A 22,468-nucleotide genomic window follows, 5' to 3' on the forward strand; every position below is an offset into this window, starting at 1 on the left:
TTTTCAGCGGCTATTCTTTTTTTTTGTTGTTATGACGTCTTATTCCGACATGTTTTTGACGTAGGGCAGTGAGGGCAGGTCGTGGAAACCATAGAACTGCTGGGCGTTCTTGCCCAAGAATAGAGCCTTCTCTTCTGCTGTGAGTTCATTACTCTTCTCCACGAAGTCGTACGACATCTTATAGGTGATGGCGGTGATGGTGCGTGGATAGTCGGAACCCCACATCAGACGGTCCATGCCCACCCAATCGGCAGCCTCACGAATGCTGCGGATGGCTGAGGGGTAGGGGTAGAACTCAGCGTTATAGAGCCAGGTGATGCCACCACTCTCAATCATTACGTTCTTACTCTGGCGAGCCAGTAGCACCTGACTCTTGAACGATGGGGTGGTCACCATGCCGAAATGTCCGATAGCCACCTTCAGGTTGGGGCACTCCTGGATAACCTCTGCCATCTGGGCTATCTGCTTTTCGTTATCGCCCAAGCACATCGAGAGCACCATGCCCTTTTCCTCCATCAACTTGAAGATGGGCATCAGCGTCTGCAGTGGTTCGTGCATGCGATGGCCAGGGAAGGCAATGCCTTTCAGACCTGCATCGATGACGGCCTGCGCCTCGTCCTTGGTCCAGGCCATACCCATGCAGAAGAAACGGTTGGGGTATTGCTTCTGCACCTGTGTCAGATAGTCGTTCTGACAGCCGTCGATGACCTCCTGCACCACCACGGCACCTGCCACTTGGGCATAGTTCATGTTCGAGAGAAACACCTCGGCCGTGTTCTTGCCGTCAATCATAAACGGAGGTAACATCTGCACCTCCTCACCAAAGAAGAGACTGCGACCGTTTTCAAGGGTACGAATGGGTTGGCCGTCGACGACGGTATCCTGGCGAAGCCAGAGATGCGAGTGGGCATCGATGATAAGTTTTTCCATAAGGGTATGTTTTGTAGTGTTAGTAACTGGCTGAGCAGGGGATGCCCAAGGCGATAACGCGGTCGCGAATACCATCGAGCTGCTCGTGGGTGGCCTTCAACAGACCCTGTGCTGGCGTCTCGCGGTCAATGGTATAGACCATCACCTGCTGAGGCTTGATGGCTTCGACGGCCTTCAGCCAAGGTGCAACGAAGGCCTCGCTGGTATTGTCGACACTCTCGCCCTTGCACTCGCCACGCATAAACATGGTCTGAATGATGATGTGTCCGTTGAAGGCTTTCATGCGTTCGATGATGACGTTGACATCATAGGTGCCTGCAGGGTGGTCCACCTTATTTATATATATAGGATCCACGGTGTCGAGTTTCAGGATGTTGTTGTCCACGCGCATCAAAGCATCGTGCACTTGCTGACGGTGAATCATCGTGGAGTTGCTGAGAACGGATACCTTGGCCTGCGGACAATACTGGTTGCGCAGACGGATGGTGTCGTCGATAATCTCGGCAAAATGTGGATGACATGTGGGCTCGCCATTGCCGGCAAACGTGAGTACATCGGGCAACTGACCCTCGGCTTTCATCTGCTGCAGTTTCTCTTCCAACTTCTTGGCCACCTCCTCGCGTGTGGGCATCGGTTTCTTGGGGCGATGGTCCTCGTTGAAACCGCATTCACAATAGATGCAGTCGAAGGAACAAACCTTACCATCGGCAGGTAACAGGTTGATGCCGAGGGAGATGCCTAAACGGCGACTATGTACGGGCCCAAAGATGGGCGATGGATAGATAATTGTTGACATACGCATGCAAAAGTACTCAAAAAATTTGTAAATTCCAAATAAATTGCGTACCTTTGCACCCGCTTTTCGGAAAATCCGATGCATTCGACGATGTTGACTCGTTGTGATTAAGGCGACAGACATGGGAAGAATGTTTAGGCAACAAATTATTAATCAAAACAAACAATTATGTATCTCAATCAAGCAAAGAAGGTAGAGATCTTCACTGAGTTTGGCAAGGGTGCTACTGATACTGGTAGCGCAGAGAGCCAGATCGCACTGTTCACCTATCGTATCAAGCACCTGACGGAGCACCTGAAGAAGAATCACAAGGACAATGCTACCGCTCGTTCTCTGACCAAGATGGTAGGTCGTCGTCGTAAGTTGCTGAAGTATCTCTACGTAAACGATATCAATCGTTATCGTGCTATCGTGAAGGCTCTGGGTCTGCGTAAGTAATCCAGATTTCACGAAGAGGAATCATCACAAAGTCCCTCATCTGCATCAGCGGATGGGGGATTTTTAGTTCCGGCTCGTCAATATGCAGATCGTCGTAGAGCAGAATGTCGATATCGATAGGACGGTCGTGGTAAGTGATGGCTGATGGCTGATGGCTGTTGTCTGATGTCTGGAGTCCGCGATCGGTAGCATGCTCCTCGGTCTTGCCCAGTTGCTTCTCAATGCGCTGGTTGGCCTTTAATACCTCATGAGGTGTGAGGGTGGTGCTGATGCAGATGGCGGCATTGACGAACTGATTTTCAGACTCAAAGCCCCAGGGTTCGGAATAAAAAAGAGCAGACTGGCGCACCACGGTGCCAATCTGCTCGTTTATCAGGTTGATGGCTTTGCGTATGTTCTCTTCCTTGTCTCCCAGATTAGAGCCAAGTCCCAGATACACCTGATGCAAGCTATCAACTTTCAACTCTCAATTTTCAATTTTCAACGCTTAATCAATCGTCCACAATCAGCATGGCATCGCCATAGCAGCCAAACTTGAACTTATGTTTCAGGGCCAACTTATAGGCCTCGATGGTCAGTTCATAGCCGGCAAAGGCAGCCGTTGCCATCATCATGGTTGACTCAGGATGATAGAAGTTGGTGATGGCGGCATTGGCCAGACCAAACTCGTAGGGAGGGAAGATGAACTTGTTGGTCCATCCGTCAAACTCCTTCAGCATACCATCGGTACCTACGGCGCTCTCGGTGGCGCGGATGGTGCTGATACCCACAGCACAGATTCTGTGACCAGCCTGCTTAGCCTCGTTCACCATCTTGCATGCCTCCTCAGGAATGATGATTTGCTCAGAGTTCATCTTGTGCTTTGTCAGGTCTTCCACCTCGATAGGATCGAAAGAGCCCAGACTGCAGTGAATGGTGATATAGGCGTTCTGATAACCACGGATCTCCATCATCTTCATCAGCTCGCGACTGAAGTGCAAACCAGTGGCAGGGGCTGTAACGGCACCCTCGTTCTTGGCGAAGATGGTCTGGAACTGCTCCATGTCGTCAGGCTCAGCATCGCGGCGGTCAACGATATAACGGGGCAGGGGAGCTGAACCCAGTGCGAAGAGTTCGCGCTTGAACTCATCGTGAGGGCAGTCGTAGAGGAAACGCAGCGTGCGACCACGCGACGTTGTGTTGTCAATGACCTCGGCCACCATAGGTCCATCGCCGTCGAAGAATAGTTTGTTGCCGATACGAATCTTGCGGGCAGGCTCTACCAGTACATCCCACAGGCGCAACTCCTCGTTGAGCTCGCGCAGCAGGAATACCTCAATCTTCGCGTCGGTCTTCTCCTTGGTGCCATAGAGGCGTGCGGGGAATACCTTGGTGTCGTTAAAGATGAAGGTGTCTCCTTCATCAAAGTAGTCAACTAGATTACGGAAAGTCATGTACTCCTCCGTGTCGTTGCCCTCAGCGTCCTTTTTGAAGATCTCAATCTTCTGACTCTTGCGGTGAACCACCATAAGCTTGCACTGGTCGCGGTTGTATACGCGGTCAACGGTGCCGTCCTCGTTCTCGAAAGTACGATGAGGTGGATAGAGGGCTACCAGGTCCTCGGGGAGTTTGAATTTGAATTGCGATAGTTTCATATATCGTTCTATAAATTAGGATTCTATTTCTTGTTTGCTGAGCCATTCTGGAAACTCGTCCAGCGTCAGGCAATCTTCTATGCGCACATCGCCCAGGCGTGTCCTGCAGAGGGCGGTGAGGAAAGCTCCACTTCCCAGGGCTTCGCCAATGTCGCGAGCCAAAGCGCGGATATAAGTGCCCTTGCCGCAAACCACACGAATGCTCATTTGCATGGTGGTGGGGTCGAAGTTGGTCAACTCTATCTCGTCGATGCGCAGCGTCTTGGGTTTCAGTTCCACCTTCTCGCCTCTGCGAGCCAACTTGTAGGCGCGGTCGCCCCCAATGCTGCAGGCCGAATATTCGGGTGGCACCTGCTGTATCTCGCCCAGGAACTTAGGCAGGGTTTGCTCTATCAACTCACGCGTGACGTGGCGTGTGGGATAGGTCATGTTCACCGTGTGCTCCATATCGTAGCTGGGTGTTGTGGCGCCCAGTTGCAGGGTGGCGGTATATTCCTTCGAGGCATATTGCAGCGATTCAATGCGCTTGGTGGCCTTACCTGTGCAGAGGATCAGCACACCTGTGGCCAGCGGGTCGAGTGTACCTGCGTGTCCAGTCTTCAGTCGCTTGACGCGAAGTGCTTTCGACAGACGGGTGCGGACATAGGCCAGCGCACCGAATGATGACATCCGATAGGGCTTGTTGATGTATATAAATTCTCCTTCGTGAAAGTTCATTAACTGAGCAGGCTATAGGTGATGGCAATCAGACCCACGATAGCGCAGTAGATGCCGAAATAAACGAGCTTGCCCTTCTTCACGATGTTAATCATCCATTTGCAGGCAAAACAGCCGCTGATGAAGGCGGCAATGAAACCAACTGCCATGGGCAGGGCGTCAACACCGCCAAAGGCCTCTTCTCCCTTCACGAACTTCATGACAGACAGTAAAGCCTGTCCCAGAATGGGAGGGATGACCATGAGGAACGAGAACTGAGCCAGTTTCTCTTTCTTGCTTCCCAGCAGAAGACCCGTTGCAATGGTGCTGCCCGAGCGTGATACACCAGGCAATACAGCGATGGCCTGAGCAATGCCGATGATGAAGGCGTCTTTCCATGAGATGTTCTCCTTCTGGCGTGGCTTGGCGAAATAGGTAAAGATGAGTAGGGTGGCTGTCACCATCAGACAGCAGCCCACCAGCAGCAGGTTGCCTGTGAAGAGCGCCTCAATCTGGTCTTTGAACAGCACGCCAACGATACCCACGGGAATCATGGATACCACGATGTTGAGGAAGTACTTCGTCTCGTTGTTCATCTGAAACTTAAACAGTCCTCTGGTGATCCAGTCGATCTCGCTCCACAGGATGACCAGCGTTGACAGCACGGTAGCCACGTGCAGCATCACGTCAAAGGTCAGGTTCTCTTCCAATTCCACCCCCAGGATGGCATTGCCAATCTCCAGGTGACCGCTGCTGCTCACAGGCAGATATTCTGTTAATCCCTGGATGATGCCCAGGATCAATGCTTGTAACCAATCCATGCTTATTACTTACTTTTGTGCACAACGGCATAGATCATTGAAACGAAGCCAAAGAGGCACACCAGTGGAGCCACTTTGATACGACGGGCACTGAAAATCTCAGGGTTGTAGGCTTCCTGACTAGAACCGCCGCCGGCCATGAGTATAAATCCGATGACAACGATGGCCATGCCTATTGCCAACAGGATGAAGTTTGTTCTTCCGAATGCAAAATTATTCTTGTCCATATGTTTGTTAAAGCTTAAATCTTATACAGTTCACCTGCTGTCATGCGCAGGAATTTGTTCACCGAAAGGTAGGTGCACAGCACCATAATCACAAAGCCGAAGATGAAGACACAGGCGGCAGTGAACGCCAGCTCGTGCCATGTCATAATCTCCTGAACGTGCGGCATGTAGGGCAGTAGTCCGTAGATGATAGCCCCCAGCAGAATGCAGGTCAGCGTTGCCGATATCAGTCCCACGATGATGGCCTGCTTGAGGAAAGGTTTACGGATGAATCCCCATGAGGCACCAACCAACTTCATGGTGTGGATGATGAAACGTCGAGAGTAGATGCTCAGCTGCACCGAGTTGCTGATTAGTGTGTAGCAGATGAAGATGAGCAGGGCCGAAAGGATAAGCAGCGCGATGCTGATGGGCTCCAGTATGCGGTTCATGCCCTCTATCTCGTCCTTTGTGTAAGCCACATCAACCACCTTGTTGTTCTTGCGCAGTGTGTCGGCAATCTTCTGCAGCGAGTCGGTGTTGGCATAGTCAGCTTCCAACTTTACGGTCAGCTCAGCCGAGAAGGGGTTGCATCCCGCAAACTCGGTGGGGTCGATGCCCATCTCGCTCTTGGCAGTCTTCAGTGCCTCTTCGCTACTGATGTAAACCACTTCGCGGGCATAGGGTTTTGTCTTGATATACGAACCCAGTACGGTTCCATCTTTTACAGACACCGTGTCGCCCAAAATCACACTTATCTCAATGTTCTCACGCAGGCTTTTCTGGAGGTTGTTGGCAGTGAGCACAGAGAGGACCACCAAGCCTAATAATACCAGAACCATCGTTGCACTGATGCAGAGTGTCACCATTTGCAGACGGTGTCTGCGCTTATTCATGTTTTTTCTTTTTCTCATTTGAAAAATGAGCCTATAAAGGCAAATTCGTAAAATAATTCTGCAAAGGTACTATAAAATGGGTGAATTGCAAAACGTTTTAAGAATTATTTGCAGTCCTTGGCGATGCATCGCAAAAAAATAGGTGCCAAACGAAAATAATTGGGGTTAAAGAATGGCTAATAACGAATAATTTTGTACCTTTGCACCCTCAAACATATAACGTTATATAAAAATAGGTATGGCTGAAGTTAGAAAGATCAAAACAGCATTGATTTCGGTGTTCCACAAAGATGGGTTGGACGAGTTGTTGAAGAAGCTTAATGAGGAGGGCGTTCGCTTCCTGTCTACAGGTGGTACGCAGAAGTTCATTGAGGAGCAAGGCTATGAGTGTCAGAAGGTTGAGGATGTAACGACCTATCCGTCTATCCTGGGTGGTCGTGTGAAGACACTGCATCCTAAAGTGTTCGGAGGAATCCTGGGTCGTCGCGATAATGAGGGCGACCGCGAGCAGATGGCTCAGTACGAGATTCCTGAGATCGACCTGGTTATCGTTGACCTTTATCCCTTTGAGCAGACTGTTGCCAGTGGTGCTAACGAGGCTGATATCATTGAGAAGATTGATATTGGCGGTATTTCTCTGATTCGTGCTGGTGCTAAGAACTTCAAGGACGTGGTTATCGTTCCTTCGAAGGCAGAGTACAGTGTGCTGCTTGATATTCTGAACAAGAAGGGTGCTCAGACCGATATTGAGGACCGTAAGATGTTCGCAGCCCGTGCCTTTGGTGTCAGCAGTCATTATGATACTGCTATTCACAGTTGGTTTACAAAATAATTAGAATGGGATTTTTTAGTTTCAGACAAGAGCTGGCCATGGACCTTGGCACAGCAAACACGATTATCATCAGTGATGACAAGATCGTGGTAGACGAGCCTTCGGTCGTTGCACTCGACCGTCGTACGGACAAGATGATTGCCGTGGGACAACAGGCCAAGATGATGTATGAAAAGACACACGACAATATTCGCACTATCCGTCCTTTGCGCGATGGTGTGATTGCTGACTTCTCGGCCTGCGAACAGATGATGCGCGGCCTGATTAAGATGGTTCACACGGGCCGTCACTTCTTCTCGCCTTCACTGCGCATGGTGATTGGCGTACCCAGCGGTTCTACCGAGGTGGAGCTTCGTGCTGTGCGCGACTCAGCCGAGCATGCTGATGGACGTGATGTCTATCTGATTTTCGAGCCTATGGCTGCTGCCATTGGTATTGGCGTCGATGTTGAGGCCCCAGAGGGTAACATGATTGTTGATATCGGTGGTGGTTCAACTGAGATTGCCGTTATCTCGTTGGGTGGTATCGTGTCGAACAACTCTATCCGTACGGCTGGTGACGACCTTACCGCTGATATCCAGGAGTATATGTCTCGCCAGCACAATGTCAAGGTGTCTGAGCGTATGGCCGAGCGTATCAAGATTGCTGTGGGTTCGGCTCTGACCGACCTGGGCGACGAGGCCCCTGAGGACTATATCGTTCATGGTCCTAACCGTATCACGGCGCTGCCCATGGAGGTGCCCGTATGCTATCAGGAGATAGCTCATTGTCTGGACAAGACCATTGCAAAGATTGAGAACGCCGTGCTTTCTGCACTCGAGAATACGCCTCCTGAGTTGTATGCCGACATCGTTCGCAACGGTATCTACCTGAGTGGTGGCGGCGCTCTGCTGCGTGGCCTCGACAAGCGTCTCGAAGACAAGATCAACATTCCTTTCCATGTGCCCGAAGACCCCTTGCACTCAGTAGCCAAGGGCGCAGGCATCGCTTTGAAGAACGTTGATCGTTTCTCATTCCTGATGAGATAGAATGCACAATCTGCTGGCATTTCTCACCAAGTACTACCACTGGTTCATCTTCCTTTTGCTGGAAGTGGCCAGTGGTGTGATGCTGTTTAGATACAACAGCTATCAGGGCAGCGTGTGGATTTCGTCGGCTAATGCGGTTGTGGGAAAGGTCTATGAATGGCAGGCTGGTCTTGAGCAGTACTTTTCGTTGGTCGACCAGAATGCTGCGCTGACACATCGAAATCTTGTTCTAGAGCAGCAGCTGAAGGCCTATAAAGAGTCTGCGGCCGATGCACACGAGGATTCTGTGCAGTCGCTTCAGACCATGATGGGCAACCTTGGCAAATATAGCTTTGTGCAGGCTAAGGTGGTCTCAAACTCTATTGATAAGACAGATAATCTGATCACCATCGACCGTGGTACGGAGGATGGTGTCGAGGTGGACATGGGCGTGGCCTGTGGCACTGGAATAGTGGGCGTTGTCTATATGACCAGCGCCCACTATTCTATTGTTATACCTGTGCTCAACAAATGGTCGCGCATCAGTTGCGCCATCCGTAACAAAGGCTATTTCGGCTATGTCACATGGGATGGTGTCAACCCTGTTGTCGCCTATGTCGATGACATACCCCGTCATGCCAAGTTCAAGGTGGGCGAGTGGGTCGAGACAAGTGGCTATTCGTCCATATTCCCCAAGGGCATCCTGATTGGTAAGATTATGGAAATCTCCGATTCGCCCGATGGCCTGTCGTACAGACTCAAGATAAATCTGTCTACCGATTTCTCACGGTTGCGTGATGTGTGTGTGATAACAGAAAAGGATTTTGCCGACCGAAGAAGACTGCACGAGGCAGCCCTCGATTCGATGGCATTGCAAAGAAGTAGGAACTAAGGCCCATGTTATTTGATTTTCTTCGACGACTGACAGTGATGATTGTGCTCTGTCTGGCACAGGTGCTGGTGCTCAACCGCATCCAGCTGTTTCATTGTGCCACGCCGTTGTTGTATGCTTACTTCGCCATTATCTTCCCTCGCAACTATCCCAAGTGGGCCATCCTGTTGTGGTGTTTCTCATTGGGCGTTATTGTTGATGCCTTCTCAAACACGCCTGGCATGGCTGCTGCTTCCATGACGTTGATAGGTGCCTTGCAACCCTATCTGCTGGAGCTGTTCCTGCCGCGCGATGTCGACGACCATATGAAGGCCTCGGCTGCGGCCATGGGTATGGGTAATTTTATGTCGCTGGCCACACTCATGATCCTTATTTATTGTGTGGTATTCTTCACCATTGATCTCTTCAGCTTCTTTAATGGTCTCTATTGGCTGGGGTGTGTCGTGGGCAGCACCCTGCTAACACTTATCCTTGTCTTTACGGTTGAAAACATTAGAAAGTAGTCGCTGGCGTGAAAGATTACGAACTGGAAAATAGGCGATATGTGATTGGTGGCGTGGCAGTGTTGATTGTCGTCACCTATATCGTGCGTCTGTTTTTTCTCCAGTTGATGAGTGACGACTACAAGAAGAATGCCGACTCCAATGCTTTCCTTAAGAAGATTGAATATCCCTCGCGTGGCGTGATCACCGATCGCCATGGCGAGTTGCTGGTCTATAACCAGCCGGCTTATGATATTATGGTGGTGGTCAACGAGGCCAAGGATCGTCTTGATACGCTGGAACTGTGTGCCGCTTTGAACATCGACCGTGCTGAGTTCGATGAGCGTATGGCCAATATCAAGGACCGTTCAAAGAACCCAGGCTATTCGCGCTTCACCCAACAGATGTTTATGAACCAGCTCTCCGACCACGACTTCAGTGTGTTTCAGGAGAAGATGTACCGTTTCCCTGGCTTCTATGCCCAGAAGCGAAGCATCCGTCAGTACGAGCATCCCTATGCTGCTCATGTGCTGGGCGATGTGGCCGAGGTGTCGCCTTCGGATATCGAGGAAGATGAGTACTATCAGCCTGGCGACTACATTGGAAAACTGGGCGTGGAGCGTTCGTATGAAAAATACCTGCGTGGCGAAAAGGGCGTGCAGATCCTGTTGCGCGATGCTCATGGCCGCATTCAGGGCAGTTATATGAATGGCGAACTGGACAGTCCGCCTGTGCCAGGCAAGAACCTTACGCTGGGGCTTGACTTGAAGTTGCAGGCTCTGGCTGAACGACTGCTCGAAGGAAAGATTGGCTCCGTGGTGGCCATCGAACCCTCCACAGGCGAAGTGCTTTGCATGGCCAGCTCGCCCAACTACGACCCACGTATGATGGTGGGACGCCAGCGCTCTAAGAGTCACCGCATGCTGAGTCAGGACACCTGGAAACCCCTGCTCAATCGTTCCATCATGGGTCAGTATCCCCCAGGTTCTACCTTCAAGACCACACAGGCCCTGACCTTCCTTTCCGAGGGTATCATCTCTCCCCAGACCGCCTATCCCTGCTACCATGGCTTTGTGTTCAAAGGCTTGCGTGTGGGCTGTCATGGTCATGGCTCGCCCCTGCCATTGGTACCTGCCATCTCCACTTCGTGCAACGGCTATTTCTGCTGGGGACTCTATCATATGATTGGCAATCGCCAGAAGTACAAGACCGTTCAGGACGCTATGAACACCTGGCGCGACTATATGGTGTCGATGGGCTTCGGCTATCGACTGGGCATCGACCTGCCAGGCGAGAAGCGCGGACTGATTCCCAATGCGCAGTTCTACGACAAGGCCTATAAAGGCTCATGGAACGGACTCACCGTTATCTCTATCTCTATCGGTCAGGGCGAGGTCAACGCCACGCCACTGCAGATTGCCAACCTGGGTGCCACTATTGCCAACCGTGGCTGGTTCATCACGCCCCATGTGGTGAAGAAGATTGAGGGCGAGAAGCTCGACACACTCTATACCAACCGTCGCTATACCATGGCCAAGCGCGAGGCCTACGAAACGGTGGTACAAGGCATGCGCGCTGCTGCCCTTGGCGGAACCTGTCGTGAGTTGGCCAAGTACGACTTCATGGCTTGTGGTAAGACAGGTACGGCCCAGAACCGTGGTCACGACCACTCTGTGTTCATGGGCTTTGCGCCTATGGAGAACCCTAAGATTGCTGTGGCCGTCTATGTGGAGAATGGCGGATGGGGTGCCACCTATGGTGTGCCCATTGGCGGCCTGATTATGGAACAATATATTCACGGGGAACTATCGGAAGCTTCGAAGACGAAGGCGGCCGAGATACAAAACAAACGCATTAGCTATGGCACTTCAAGCAGATAGGCAACAAAGCATCCTTCGCTCCATCGACTGGTGGACCATCATCATCTACGTGGCCTTGCTCTCGTTTGGCTGGTTCAGCGTGTGTGGTGCCAGCTATACCTATGGCGACACCGACCTCTTCTCGCTCTCGGCCCGTTCTGGCATGCAGATTGTGTGGATTGGCACATCGCTGTTCCTGGGACTGGTGCTGCTGTTGCTCGACGACCGACTATACGATACCTTTGCCTATATCCTCTTTGGATTGCTGGTCCTGCTGCTCTTTGCCACCATCTTCAATCCCCATAGCATCAAAGGCTCGCGATCGTGGCTGGTCCTTGGACCGTTGCGCCTGCAGCCGGCTGAGTTTGCGAAGTTTGCCACGGCTCTGGCGCTGGCCAAATTTATGGGTACCTATGGCTACGACATCCATCGTGCCAAGGACCTCATGATCACCCTCGCCATCATCTTTGTGCCCATGCTCTGCATCGTGTTGCAGCGTGAGACGGGTTCTGCCCTGGTCTATCTTGCCTTCTTCCTCATGCTCTATCGCGAGGGCATGACGGGCAGTGTGCTGTTCACAGGTGTCATCATGGTGGCCTATTTCGTTATCGGCATCCGTTTTGCCGAGCCCACCTTATTTAATACGCCTACGTCGATAGGCTATTTTGTTGTGATGCTGCTCATCCAACTGTGTCTGTCGGTGATGTTGGGTGTCTACTGTAACAACTGGCGCGAGGCCATGCATTGCCTGTTCACCTGTCTGGGTGTCACCCTCGTGTTCCTGCTCTTCACCATCTTTGTCATTCCCTTCGACCTCTATTGGGTGCAGCTCACCATGTGTGTCCTCCTTGTGGGCTATCTGCTGTGGCGTTCTGTCTATAAACGCATGCGAAACTATCTGTGGATAGCACTTTTTGCTGGTGGATCGGTTATCTTCTTCAACTCGGCCGACTATGCCCTGAACCATGTGCTAGAGCCTCATCAGCGCACACGTATCAATGTGTTGCTGGGCTTGGAGGAAGACCTGAAAGGTGCTGGTTATAATGTGCATCAGAGTGAGATTGCCATTGGCTCTGGCGGACTGGAAGGTAAGGGTTTCCTGAATGGCACGCAGACCAAGTTGAAGTATGTGCCTGAGCAGGACACCGACTTCATCTTCTGTACGGTTGGCGAGGAGGAAGGATTTGTAGGAGCCGCAGGTGTGCTATTGCTATTCCTGGCCTTGATACTGCGACTCATCCATTTGGCCGAGCGACAACCCAAGGCCTTTGGCCGAATTTATGGTTATTGTGTGCTGTCCGTATTCCTGTTCCATGTCTTTATCAATGTAGGCATGGTGTTGGGTCTGACGCCCGTTATTGGTATTCCTTTGCCGTTCTTCTCCTATGGCGGCTCGTCGTTGTGGGGCTTCACATTGCTCCTCTTTATTTTCCTGCGTATTGATGCAGGTCGCCATAGAATAAGAACCTGATTACTAAGGCTCTTTCTGAAGTGTTATTCCGATGCTGGCAATGCCTGGCAGCACCTCGCGTTTCATGTTGTGAAACACGGCTATCTGCAGTGTGTCGGCCGTGGGCAAAACAATGGTGCCCAGGTCCATGTCGTAGTGGAAAAGACTCACTCCTTTTCCCAGGAAGATGCCATCCTCGTCGGCCAGCATCAAGTTCAGGGTGTCGGCTTTCACGATGGGGCCGTTCAGCAACCTCTGCTCAACGATGAGCGACAGGTCCTTAAAGGGATAGTTGCCGTTGATGCGCAGTCCCATCTGTTCGTTGAAGATGCTGTCAGCATCGCCTCCCACGCAGAACCATAGTGTGTCGCTACGTTCCCATCCGTCAATGTTCACGGGCTCGTAGTGACTGTAAATAGTATGGCGGTTGCAACTGGTCAGTACCAGTGCAACCGCTATCATGCTATACAGAATCCTATTCCTTTTCAGCTTTATTCTCATTCGCTTTATTCTCGTTCTTAGGCTTCTGCGGTTTTTTCTTCTTCTTTTTCTTCTTGGCCTTGTCAAAGCGGTGGATATCATCGCCTGCCAGCAGGTCAACAGGAGCCTTCTCCTGCTTCTTCTGCTTCTCCTCATCGGGCTGCAGGTCGCCAGGCTTCTGGCCATGCTTGTTCATCTCGATAATCTCCTTGGCACGCTCGGCAGTGATGGTCTGCAGGTTGGCGGCAATGCGTTTATCGGTAGAGTAGGTGATGAGTCCTGCCAGGATGTCGGCCTTGAAGTAATAATAGTCGCTGTCCAGTGTCTGCAGCACAATCTCGCGGTTGGGCAGTATCTTGCCGTGCTCGATATAGTCGTCCACCTCGTAGTTCAGACAGCACTTCAGCTTGGCGCACATGCCAGCCAGCTTCTGTGGATTCAGCGAGATGTCCTGGTGGCGGGCAGCACCCGTCGACACGCTGACGAAGTTCTTCATCCATGTGGCACAGCAGAGCTCGCGTCCGCATGGACCTGTGCCGCCAATGCGTCCAGCCTCCTGGCGTGCACCAATCTGCTTCATTTCGATGCGCACATGGAAGGCGGCTGCCAGGTCTTTGATCAGCTGGCGGAAGTCCACGCGCTCGTCGGCGATATAATAGAAGATGGCCTTCTGGCCGTCGCCCTGATATTCCACGTCGCCAATCTTCATCTGCAGACCCAGGTTCTTGGCAATCTCACGACTCTGAATCATCGTCTCGTGCTCGCGAGCCTTGGCCTCGTGATATTTGTCCATGTCCACCTGGCGGGCCAGGCGATACACGCGCTTAATCTCCTCGCTGCTCTTCAGGTTGGCCTTCTTCACCTGCAGGGTCACCAGTCGTCCTGTCAGTGTCACCACGCCGATGTCGTGACCAGGGCTGGCCTCCACGGCCACGATGTCGCCTTTCTTCAGTGGCAGGTTGTTCACGTTGTGATAGTAGCCTTTGCGGGTGTGCTTAAACTGCACCTCCACCAGGTCGGTCGTCTCAGCGTTGCCAGGCACGTCGGCCAGCCAGTCGTAGGTGTTCAACTGGCGGTCCTGTCGTCCCACGGCAGCGCGGCAGAGTCCGCGGTCACAACCTGTACGTATCTCGTATGTTCTCTGTTTCTCTTCCATTTATATTTATTTTTGAATGAGCAATACAATCATTTTCAGGGCAAAGTCGAAGAACACGATCTTTGCGTTGGCGTTCTGACCGATGTCGCGTATGGCCAGGTTGGTCAGGTCGTAGAGTTGCAGGATGTTGGCCTCGTTGATAAAGCGGGCGAAGTTCTTGGCAAAGTCCTCCTCCTCTTGCGTCATATATACCAGCTCCTGCTGCTGGAAGTTATACATGAAGTTCTCGCGCAGCATGCGGAGGAAGAATTGCAGGAAGCGCTTCTGCTTCTCACGTCCAAAGCCGGCCATCGTCTCGCTCCATTTGCGAAGCTCGCGAACGCGACGTTGGTAGGCCAGTCGCATCAGCATCATAAACATGTCGAGAAACTGCTCGTTCTCTGTGCCTGCCTGCAGGGCCTCCATGGCCTTGAGCCATGAGCCGTTGGCCAGTCTGCTGATGCGCTGGGCGGCATCGTCGCTGATGCCTCGACGCTCCACCAGTGCCTGACGGATGGTCTCGTTGTCTATCTTCTTCACGTCGATGCGCTGCACACGACTGCGAATGGTCTCCAGCAGTTTGTCGGGCTCCTCGCACACCATCAGGAACACCGTCTGGGTGGGGGGCTCCTCAATCAGTTTCAGCAACTTGTTGGCGCATTCTATGTTCATGCGCTCTGGCAGCCAGATGATGCTCACCTTATAGCCACCCTGACTCGACTTCAGCGACAGCTTTCTCACCAGCTCGTCGCTCTCGCCGGCCGTGATGATGGCCTGCTGGTTCTCAGCGCCCACGGCTGTGAGCCATTGGTCCAGGGTGAAGTAGGGGCCTTGCATCATCAGGTCGTGCCACTCGTGTGCAAAGTCGTCGCTCACGGGTTTGTGGTCGCTGCTCATCGATGGCAACTTGATGGTGGGGTAGGTGAAGTGCAGGTCGGGATGCTCCAGCTTCGCCAGCATCGGGTGTTCAGGCTGGTCCACGTCCTTGTTGTCCTTCAGTCCCAGCAGATAGCAGCCGAAAGCCACGGCCAGCGCCATCTTTCCACTGCCGGCAGGGCCGCACAGCATCATGGCGTGTGGCAGGCGGTCTTCCTTGACCATCTGCACCAGGCGCTCTTGCACCTCTTTCTGTCCTATTACTTCGCTGAACTTCAATTCTTCTGTCTGTTGTTGTCCGCCGTTATTCTTGGTTAGCAGAATTGCCGGCGTCTATAGCACATAATGGATGCAAAGTTACGAATTATTCCAATAATTACCAAATTATATTGGAAAATACTTAGAAATAGAGCCTTTGCATGGTATTCTGACTACCAAAACTTGGTATCCACGCTACCGCATTTTGGTACGCTCACTACCACCCTTTGGTAGCCTGGCTACCAACGCTTGGTAGTGTGGCTACCAAGGCTTGGTACTGACGCTACCAAGCGTTGGTACTGTGCGTACCAAATTTTGGAATTGAGTTGGTACTGAGAGTACCAGAGGGGTTGGTACTGTGAGTACCAGCCCCATGGTACCAGGGGATTCGCGCATTTTGGGGGTAAAAAGGCGGCAAAAACTTGGCCTAGATTTATGTTGTTTTTTTTGTGCTTGTCACAAAACTTCTACGCAAATTATTTGTCAGAGTTCGAATGTTTGATTATCTTTGCAAAAGTGTTTTGAATAACCATAAATGATTATCTGTATGAAGATGAAAAAGTTGATTATCACAATGGCATCTCTGTTACTGTTTTTTGGAGTAGAGGGTTGCAACGATTGTGAAGACTCCAATGATGTTGGTGCATCTACTAATCCAAGTGAAAGAATTGTTGGCTCATGGAGACTGTTAAAGGTAAATGAAGATGATAAGTCTTCTCAGAATATAATATGGACATTCTGCAAGGACGGTACTTGGGAATCTTCTGATATACAAAACGAATTAATCGTTGAGTCAGACTCTGCTTCGCAAATGATGGTAAGTAATATAATATCGTTTGAGGAAGATTGGGCGTATGATATAGGCAATGATGCTGTTTCTGGGTATATGGATTTGTTTTCACCATCTACTATGCATTATCCATATCGCTTTATCTTAAAGAAGCGAGAACTCCAGATTTCTTTTGAACCACGCGAATGGTATAATGTTACGTCTTCCTCTCCATTTGTTTTCACCTTTGTAAGGATAAATTAAGTTGAATATCATGGGGACAGACGCTTGAATTCATGACAACTGAGAGAAATCAGATACCTGTTCCGTTGATTCTTGTTAAACGAAAGAATTCAGTATTAGATGAAATATAGTTTATTGTTATTTATGTCGTTACTAATATATGGTTGCAACACTGTGGAAAAAGGTGATCATGAAATATGTAGATTCTATCTTACTACACAATCTGGCGGCCACTTGGGAATGACTAGAATTTTTAAAGATGGAACTATACAGGTCTGTACGGGATGGCAAGAAGGTTTATATGGCGATACTTTGCTGCAAATGCTTTTTAATAATCGTCCGTTGGAAGACTATGATATGGAAATGTTTCATCAATATTATGAAAAGGAGAATGGGAAACTGAGTACTGAAGAACTGGACAAACTGGAAAACTTGCTTGATGATGTAAGGGATGAGGAGTATATTATCAAAGAAGAAACGGGGGATGATATTTATTTCGCATGGATAGGTGTTATCGTTTCCGACAACAAGGTGTGGTCGTTTTATGACGATGATATCGATGGAAAAATGAAAAATCTCTTTGGTTATTTGAGAGAATGTTCCATGAAGGTCTTTGAAAGCAAGTCAAAGACTGGGGATTTGACTTATCCATTTCTCAGCAGTTCCTCTCCTAAGCAAAGTGAGGAGATTATCGTGGTTGATGAAGATTGTGATGATGAGCTGATGGTAGAGGACGATGAACAATTCTTTGTGCGTAATCGAGATGGATTTGTTTATCTTGAAGATGGCTTCTATATGAAGATACTTTTTAATAAGGATTATTCAGGTGCATATCCTGATTATTCTTCTTTTAAAGTTGCAGTATTAAAAGATAAGGTTACACCTCCTCTTTCAGATGGCATGCCCAATTATGTCGACTATTATGATGCCGAGGTGGGAGAACGATTCGTGTTGGATTCTATGGTAGTATCTTATTTTAGAAATACCACTCAGGAAAAATTTATTGATAAGTATTGTCATGTTGATAGTCTTGGACGTTTCTTGTTTAATGAGAAGTATTCCGATAACGTACGATTGACAATAGCATATTGCTTATGGTCAACAGGGTTGTTCTATTATTATGGTATGGGATTCTCAAGTGAAGCATACATGAAAAAGGATTCTAGTCTAAATCCGATTCATAATCTTGGATTAATAAGAAAAAAATAAGGATAAATATCATGGGGATAGACGCTTGAATTCATGACAACTGAGAGAAATCATACCTGTCCCGTTGATTCTTGTTAAACGAAATATATAGTATTAGATGAAACACATACATATACTCTTTATGCTGGTTGGACTATGTCTGTTCACATTGACCCCAAAAGGTCAAAATAAAAGTGAACTCTCATATAGTCGTGCGAAAATAAAGATAAGAATGCATGAAGTTGCTTTTCGTGATTCTACTATTATAAATATTTTGAGGCCTGTGGTTGAAGAAATTCGTGATACATGTCGAATGCAGAGTAAGCAACATTATATTCGTTTATGGCTTGAAGAAGGTGATCCAATGAAAATGGTGTTGTATCCAGAGAATCTTATGTGCGATTTTACTATAGATTCATGGATCAGAAATAAGGGAATAACTGTTGGCTATATGTGTATTGGCGATATGATGCTTGTTGTTCAAGGAAAGAATGCAAAGCATTATGTAAAGAGGAAACGGAGTTGTAAGGAACTGGAGATAGTGAATTATCCCCCGTCAAATGCTATTGATTGGTCATATTGGCGTCTTACAATAGGCAATGGAGCTATAATGCTTGAAAGACATTTAACTAAAACTCCATATAAATTGTAATACTGATTTTGTTGCGTAAGTTTTTTGTCAATTTATTTGTTGTTTAAAGAAAAAAGATTACCTTTGCAACCGAAATTATTTCATTCTATAAATACAAACAACATGAACCGAATAAAAGAATATATGCTTTTTTCTCTGGTTGCCGCTATGGTGGGCTGCTCACCAAAGGTGACATCGGAGATGCAGATGTGGGACTTTGAACCTCAACCAACCAACAAAGTGATGATTTTTGGTGCTAACGATGATGTGCCAGCCGAAGCGAAGGCCATTGGCCGCGTGTTCGTGGATGGTAAAGGCGCCTCAGTTAGAAAGCAATATGGCAAGATGCTGAACCTGGCTGTGAAGGAGACGGCCAGGAAGGGTGGCAATGTGTTGGTGATTGACACAGTGGACGTTAAGAACAACTGTGTGAAAAGCACAGTGGCCTATGTTGATGGTATGCTGGCCGATTCGCTCACCCTCTCGGACCGTCGTGTTCGTCAGTTGCTAAAGATGAAGACCATCCGCAGGAAACCCTCTGTGCAGCAGATGAATGCAGCACAGCAGCAAGCGATTATCTCTGGACAGGAAGAGCAGAGACAGCAGGAGATGGAGATGCTGGCACAGGCCTCTATTAATCAGGATAATTATGTGGAAGACGATAGTTGGGAGAGTGAGACATCCAAGGCTGTGATAAAGGATAAGTCAAAAGAGGAATATACACTGAAGGTTGCTGTAGGTCCTATGTGGACTATTTCGAAAATGTGTTTTCCAGATGGCAGTGACAGATATGGTCTGCGAGGCTATGGTATGTCCTTATCCTATGCGATGATAAAGGGACAGAATTGGGGTTTTGGCTTTGATGCTCAATACTATCGTAAGAACGTCACGACTCCTGACAACATGCTTACATTATATAAAAACTGGGATTATTCAGTGTCGTATGCAGGTCCTTGTGTTGTGGCAAGAACGTCTATCTCTGATTCTTTTCGTTTTTTTGCTTCTCTTGGTGTTGGCTTATCTTATTATAGGGATATCGAAGGAACGGAACTCGGATATGCGTTTAGAGAGTCTTTTGGTTTGGAGTATACGGCCTCGAAACACGTAGATGTGGGTGTTGACCTTGTTTTCTTAGAATCACGATATCAAGCAGCTGGAATGACAGAACTTCCTAATGGCGATAAGATTGGTATCAACAACCTGGGACTTATGGCGACACTAAGATATAACCTATAATATATAAGGTATATAAAGGTATCATAAAAAAGAACTCCCCCATCGTGTCATGTTGACCACGATGGGGGAGTATTATATTAAAAGATTTACTGCAATTACTTCTTGATCTTGTAGATGCGGAAGGTCATGGCAGGCACGTTGTCTGTGATGACAGACTGCTGCTTGCCTTCAGTCAGGCTGATGGTGCCCTGCTTTGGTGTGATCTTCTCAGGCTGGTCCAGCGTGTTCTCATCGTCCATCGAACCGTTGTGGTTCAGCGTGATGGTCTCAGCCTTGCTGGCCTTGATGCCCTGCAGGTTGAGTGTGATGTCCTGAGCCTGCTTCGAGGTGTTGACCACCTTGACGATTACCTCGTTGGTGGTCTTGTCGAACACACTTGAGGCGAAGAGACCGTCCTGACCAGGCTGACCAGCAACAGGTTTCTTGTTCATGGTGAGCGAGAGCACGTTGGTGCCCTTGTTCATGGCAAACATCTGCTGAACGTAGTAGCTCACCGACTTGAACGAACGCAGGTTGTCGTACCAGATAGCGTCTGGACGCCACTGCCATCCCTCAACATGGGCAAAGAGAGGCGCGTAGGTAGCCATGTGAACGAGGTCGGCATTGCGCTCGATGCCCGTCATGTGGGCAGCCTCGTAGAGTGATGTCTCGAAATGGTTCCACTTCTTGCCGCTGCCGTGGCAGGCATACTCGCCAGCAAACACACGAGGACCCTTGCGGTCGTATGAGTCGTAGCGCAGACCATGCGAGAGGAACCACTTCTCGTTGCGATAGTAGTGCTCGTCGTAGAGGTCCACCTTCAGCTCCTTCATGCGAGGCTGCAGCAGGTCGAAGTCCCAACCCTCTGAGTTAGGACCTGTGGTGCCGATGAGCTTCAACTTGGGATACTTGGCACGCAGGGCGTCGCTGAACTTCTTCAGGCGCTCAGTGAACACAGGGCCGAAGCCACCATGCTTCTCGTCGTAGTCCCACTGCTCGTTGCCCACGCCCAGGAACTTCAGGTTGAAGGGAGCAGGATGGCCCATGTCGGCACGCACCTTGCCCCACTTGGTGTTCACGTCGCCATTGGCAAACTCCACCAGGTCGAGTGCATCCTGGATATACTCATCCAGCTGATCTACAGGCACATGTACGCCAGGCTTGGTGGGGTCGGGGTTCTGGAACTGGCAACTCAGTCCGCAAGAGATGACGGGCAGAGGCTCGCAACCAAAGTCCTCGCACAGCTGGAAGAACTCAAAGAAGCCCAGTCCGTAGCTCTGGTAATAGTTGGGGAAATAGCGCTGGGTAAAGGTGTAGTGCCAGCGGTTCTCGTTCAGGGGACGGTTCTCAACGGGGCCCACCGTGTTCTTCCACTGATAGCGTGTCTCGAGGTCGGTACCCTCAACAATACAGCCGCCAGGGAAGCGGAACACGCCAGGATGCATGTCGTTCAGTGCCTGTGCCAGGTCCTGACGCATGCCGTTCTCGCGACCCTTCCATGTCTTGACAGGGAAGAGCGAAACATGCTCCACATCAGTGGTAGCCTTACTGTCGCCCCACACACGCAGGTGTGCCTTGTCGAAGGTGCGTCTTGGTTTGATGATAGTGGTGTATTTCTTCCATTCCTTGCCGCTTACGTCCACGCTGGTGTTGCCCAACTTCTGGTCGTCGCCCATGGTAGCGTTGTCCACCAGGTCGATCCACAGCTTGGCCTTGCCGCCATCGGGCACACGGGCCCATACTGAGAAACGATATTCCTCGCCACCCTTCACACCGATGCCAAAGAAACCCTGGTTCTCGATCATCGTGTGCTTGTCGCCATGGCCGGCAGGAGCCATGCGCACATAGTGGGGGTTCTTATCGAAAGGACCATCGTTCTTCAGTGAAACCTTGCCCGAGATGTCCCATCCTGCAAAGGCGTTGGGGAATTCAAACGAACGGTTCATGATAAGTTCTGCATAGAGACCACCGTCGGCAGCATAGTTGATATCCTCAAAGAAGATACCATACATGGTCGACTGAACTGGTGCTCCAAGTTTCTTGGCGTTCACGTTCATCACATGCTGTGCCTGAGCAGAGAGTGAAGCGGCGAAAGCCAGTGAAAGAGAGATGAGTTTTAAGTTCATGTCTTGTAGTGTTTTAAGTGATTGCTTATTTCTGTCTGTGCAAAATTAGTTAAAAGTTTGAAAAATACAAAGGTTTTTCGGATAAAAGTATTACTTTTGTAACTTATTAACTAACGAACTAATATTTTGGCACATGAAAAGATTGTTAATCGCTGAAGACAATGACAGCAACTACATCCTGATGACCTACATCCTGAAGAATCATTATGAGTTTGAAAGAGCCTGTAATGGCAAGGAGGCTGTGGAGTTGGCTCAGAAGGGTGGCTTCGATCTGGTGCTGATGGATATCAAGATGCCTGTGATGGATGGTTTGGAAGCAACAGCCAAGCTGAAGGAACTGATGCCCGACCTGCCTGTTATCGCCCTGACGGCAAATGCTTTCGAGAGTGATCGCCAGTTGGCGTTCGATGCCGGTTGCGTGGATTTCCTCACGAAGCCCATAAGTAGTCAGTTGTGTCTGAGCACCATTGCTAAATATGTAGGCGAATAGGTTGGCCTATACCCCAACAGAATATCCTATTCATATCTATTTTGGATTTTTTTTGGTTTAAAATCCATATAAATGTGGATTGCAGGGTTCAGCAAATCATTGTACCTTTGCACCTGAA

At 49.6% G+C, this 22,468-nt stretch carries 24 protein-coding genes; 12 read left to right on the forward strand and 12 right to left on the reverse strand.

Annotated elements, in window-relative coordinates:
* Positions 1 to 39: 39 nt before the first annotated feature.
* Together M1D30_RS01275 and M1D30_RS01280 are read right to left on the reverse strand one after the other, a co-directional pair.
* Positions 40 to 930, reverse strand: coding sequence for an amidohydrolase family protein (locus tag M1D30_RS01275; protein WP_248505431.1), 891 nt, complete (start codon positions 928 to 930; stop codon positions 40 to 42).
* A 19-nt stretch (positions 931 to 949) separates the two neighbouring features.
* A complete protein-coding gene (locus M1D30_RS01280; protein ID WP_248505433.1) occupies positions 950 to 1,726 on the reverse strand; it encodes a radical SAM protein in 777 nt (258 codons plus the stop codon).
* 168 nt (positions 1,727 to 1,894) lie between these two features.
* On the opposite strand from M1D30_RS01280, the gene rpsO reads away from it, so the two are divergent.
* A complete protein-coding gene (gene rpsO, locus M1D30_RS01285; protein WP_248505435.1) occupies positions 1,895 to 2,164 on the forward strand; it encodes a 30S ribosomal protein S15 in 270 nt (89 codons plus the stop codon).
* Here rpsO and folK read toward each other — a convergent pair.
* From folK to M1D30_RS01315, 6 genes are read right to left on the reverse strand one after another with little or no spacing between them, the layout of a single operon-like run.
* On the reverse strand, positions 2,133 to 2,627 hold the full coding sequence (gene folK / locus M1D30_RS01290) for a 2-amino-4-hydroxy-6-hydroxymethyldihydropteridine diphosphokinase (RefSeq protein WP_248505436.1): 495 nt from the start codon (positions 2,625 to 2,627) through the stop codon (positions 2,133 to 2,135). The two genes, rpsO and folK, sit on opposite strands and share 32 nt — an antisense overlap.
* A 28-nt stretch (positions 2,628 to 2,655) precedes the next feature.
* Entirely contained in the window at positions 2,656 to 3,798 is a 1,143-nt protein-coding gene (gene queA / locus M1D30_RS01295; protein ID WP_248505437.1) for a tRNA preQ1(34) S-adenosylmethionine ribosyltransferase-isomerase QueA, read from the reverse strand.
* Between the two features lie 15 nt (positions 3,799 to 3,813).
* Positions 3,814 to 4,515, reverse strand: a complete 702-nt coding sequence (truB, locus tag M1D30_RS01300) for a tRNA pseudouridine(55) synthase TruB (protein ID WP_248505439.1) — start codon at positions 4,513 to 4,515, stop codon at positions 3,814 to 3,816.
* Positions 4,515 to 5,315, reverse strand: coding sequence for an undecaprenyl-diphosphate phosphatase (locus M1D30_RS01305; protein ID WP_248505441.1), 801 nt, complete (start codon positions 5,313 to 5,315; stop codon positions 4,515 to 4,517). Before M1D30_RS01305 ends, truB begins: the two co-directional genes overlap by 1 nt.
* Positions 5,316 to 5,320: 5 nt before the next feature.
* A complete protein-coding gene (locus M1D30_RS01310) occupies positions 5,321 to 5,542 on the reverse strand; it encodes a DUF3098 domain-containing protein (RefSeq protein ID WP_248505443.1) in 222 nt (73 codons plus the stop codon).
* A gap of 14 nt (positions 5,543 to 5,556) precedes the next feature.
* Entirely contained in the window at positions 5,557 to 6,417 is an 861-nt protein-coding gene (locus tag M1D30_RS01315) for an ABC transporter permease (RefSeq protein ID WP_248505445.1), read from the reverse strand.
* Positions 6,418 to 6,655: 238 nt separating this feature from the next.
* On the opposite strand from M1D30_RS01315, the gene M1D30_RS01320 reads away from it, so the two are divergent.
* Genes M1D30_RS01320 through rodA form a run of 6 tightly spaced genes read left to right on the forward strand, consistent with a single transcriptional unit; the run spans position 6,656 to position 12,960 of the window.
* Complete coding sequence (locus tag M1D30_RS01320; RefSeq protein WP_248505447.1) at positions 6,656 to 7,249, forward strand: IMP cyclohydrolase; 594 nt, start codon at positions 6,656 to 6,658, stop codon at positions 7,247 to 7,249.
* A gap of 5 nt (positions 7,250 to 7,254) precedes the next feature.
* Entirely contained in the window at positions 7,255 to 8,277 is a 1,023-nt protein-coding gene (locus tag M1D30_RS01325) for a rod shape-determining protein (protein ID WP_248505449.1), read from the forward strand.
* Between the two features lies 1 nt (position 8,278).
* Positions 8,279 to 9,148 (forward strand): rod shape-determining protein MreC, encoded by an 870-nt coding sequence (gene mreC, locus M1D30_RS01330; RefSeq protein WP_248505451.1) that lies wholly within the window; start codon positions 8,279 to 8,281, stop codon positions 9,146 to 9,148.
* A 5-nt stretch (positions 9,149 to 9,153) separates the two neighbouring features.
* On the forward strand, positions 9,154 to 9,651 hold the full coding sequence (mreD, locus tag M1D30_RS01335; RefSeq protein WP_248505453.1) for a rod shape-determining protein MreD: 498 nt from the start codon (positions 9,154 to 9,156) through the stop codon (positions 9,649 to 9,651).
* A gap of 8 nt (positions 9,652 to 9,659) precedes the next feature.
* Positions 9,660 to 11,510, forward strand: coding sequence for a penicillin-binding protein 2 (mrdA, locus tag M1D30_RS01340; protein ID WP_248505455.1), 1,851 nt, complete (start codon positions 9,660 to 9,662; stop codon positions 11,508 to 11,510).
* A complete protein-coding gene (rodA, locus tag M1D30_RS01345) occupies positions 11,491 to 12,960 on the forward strand; it encodes a rod shape-determining protein RodA (protein WP_248505457.1) in 1,470 nt (489 codons plus the stop codon). Before mrdA ends, rodA begins: the two co-directional genes overlap by 20 nt.
* A gap of 3 nt (positions 12,961 to 12,963) precedes the next feature.
* On the opposite strand, the gene M1D30_RS01350 is transcribed toward rodA, so the two are convergent.
* The 3 genes from M1D30_RS01350 to M1D30_RS01360 are packed head-to-tail and all read right to left on the reverse strand — an operon-like array spanning position 12,964 to position 15,709.
* Complete coding sequence (locus M1D30_RS01350) at positions 12,964 to 13,401, reverse strand: gliding motility lipoprotein GldH (RefSeq protein ID WP_248505459.1); 438 nt, start codon at positions 13,399 to 13,401, stop codon at positions 12,964 to 12,966.
* Positions 13,402 to 13,414: 13 nt separating this feature from the next.
* On the reverse strand, positions 13,415 to 14,575 hold the full coding sequence (locus M1D30_RS01355) for a regulatory iron-sulfur-containing complex subunit RicT (protein ID WP_248505461.1): 1,161 nt from the start codon (positions 14,573 to 14,575) through the stop codon (positions 13,415 to 13,417).
* Positions 14,576 to 14,581: 6 nt separating this feature from the next.
* Positions 14,582 to 15,709 carry a DNA polymerase III subunit delta' gene (locus M1D30_RS01360; protein WP_248505463.1) on the reverse strand — a complete coding sequence of 376 codons (1,128 nt, stop codon included), beginning with the start codon at positions 15,707 to 15,709 and terminating at the stop codon, positions 14,582 to 14,584.
* Between the two features lie 532 nt (positions 15,710 to 16,241).
* On the opposite strand from M1D30_RS01360, the gene M1D30_RS01365 reads away from it, so the two are divergent.
* The 4 genes from M1D30_RS01365 (at position 16,242) to M1D30_RS01380 (ending at position 19,755) form a co-directional block, all read left to right on the forward strand.
* The gene (locus M1D30_RS01365) at positions 16,242 to 16,721 is read left to right on the forward strand and encodes a hypothetical protein (protein WP_248505465.1); all 480 of its coding nucleotides are present in this window, start codon (positions 16,242 to 16,244) and stop codon (positions 16,719 to 16,721) included.
* 153 nt (positions 16,722 to 16,874) lie between these two features.
* Positions 16,875 to 17,909 carry a hypothetical protein gene (locus tag M1D30_RS01370; RefSeq protein ID WP_248505467.1) on the forward strand — a complete coding sequence of 345 codons (1,035 nt, stop codon included), beginning with the start codon at positions 16,875 to 16,877 and terminating at the stop codon, positions 17,907 to 17,909.
* A 211-nt stretch (positions 17,910 to 18,120) separates the two neighbouring features.
* Positions 18,121 to 18,540: a hypothetical protein gene (locus M1D30_RS01375; protein ID WP_248505469.1), complete on the forward strand. Its 420-nt coding sequence runs from the start codon at positions 18,121 to 18,123 to the stop codon at positions 18,538 to 18,540.
* Positions 18,541 to 18,642: 102 nt separating this feature from the next.
* Complete coding sequence (locus tag M1D30_RS01380; protein WP_248505471.1) at positions 18,643 to 19,755, forward strand: hypothetical protein; 1,113 nt, start codon at positions 18,643 to 18,645, stop codon at positions 19,753 to 19,755.
* 95 nt (positions 19,756 to 19,850) lie between these two features.
* Here M1D30_RS01380 and M1D30_RS01385 read toward each other — a convergent pair whose 3' ends face one another.
* The gene (locus M1D30_RS01385; protein ID WP_248505473.1) at positions 19,851 to 21,860 is read right to left on the reverse strand and encodes an alpha-L-arabinofuranosidase C-terminal domain-containing protein; all 2,010 of its coding nucleotides are present in this window, start codon (positions 21,858 to 21,860) and stop codon (positions 19,851 to 19,853) included.
* A 133-nt stretch (positions 21,861 to 21,993) separates the two neighbouring features.
* On the opposite strand from M1D30_RS01385, the gene M1D30_RS01390 reads away from it, so the two are divergent.
* Positions 21,994 to 22,350 (forward strand): response regulator, encoded by a 357-nt coding sequence (locus tag M1D30_RS01390; protein ID WP_248505475.1) that lies wholly within the window; start codon positions 21,994 to 21,996, stop codon positions 22,348 to 22,350.
* Positions 22,351 to 22,468: the final 118 nt, after the last annotated feature.

It is taken from the genome of Prevotella sp. E15-22 (assembly GCF_023204875.1).
In the GTDB taxonomy this organism is placed as follows: Bacteria; Bacteroidota; Bacteroidia; order Bacteroidales; family Bacteroidaceae; genus Prevotella.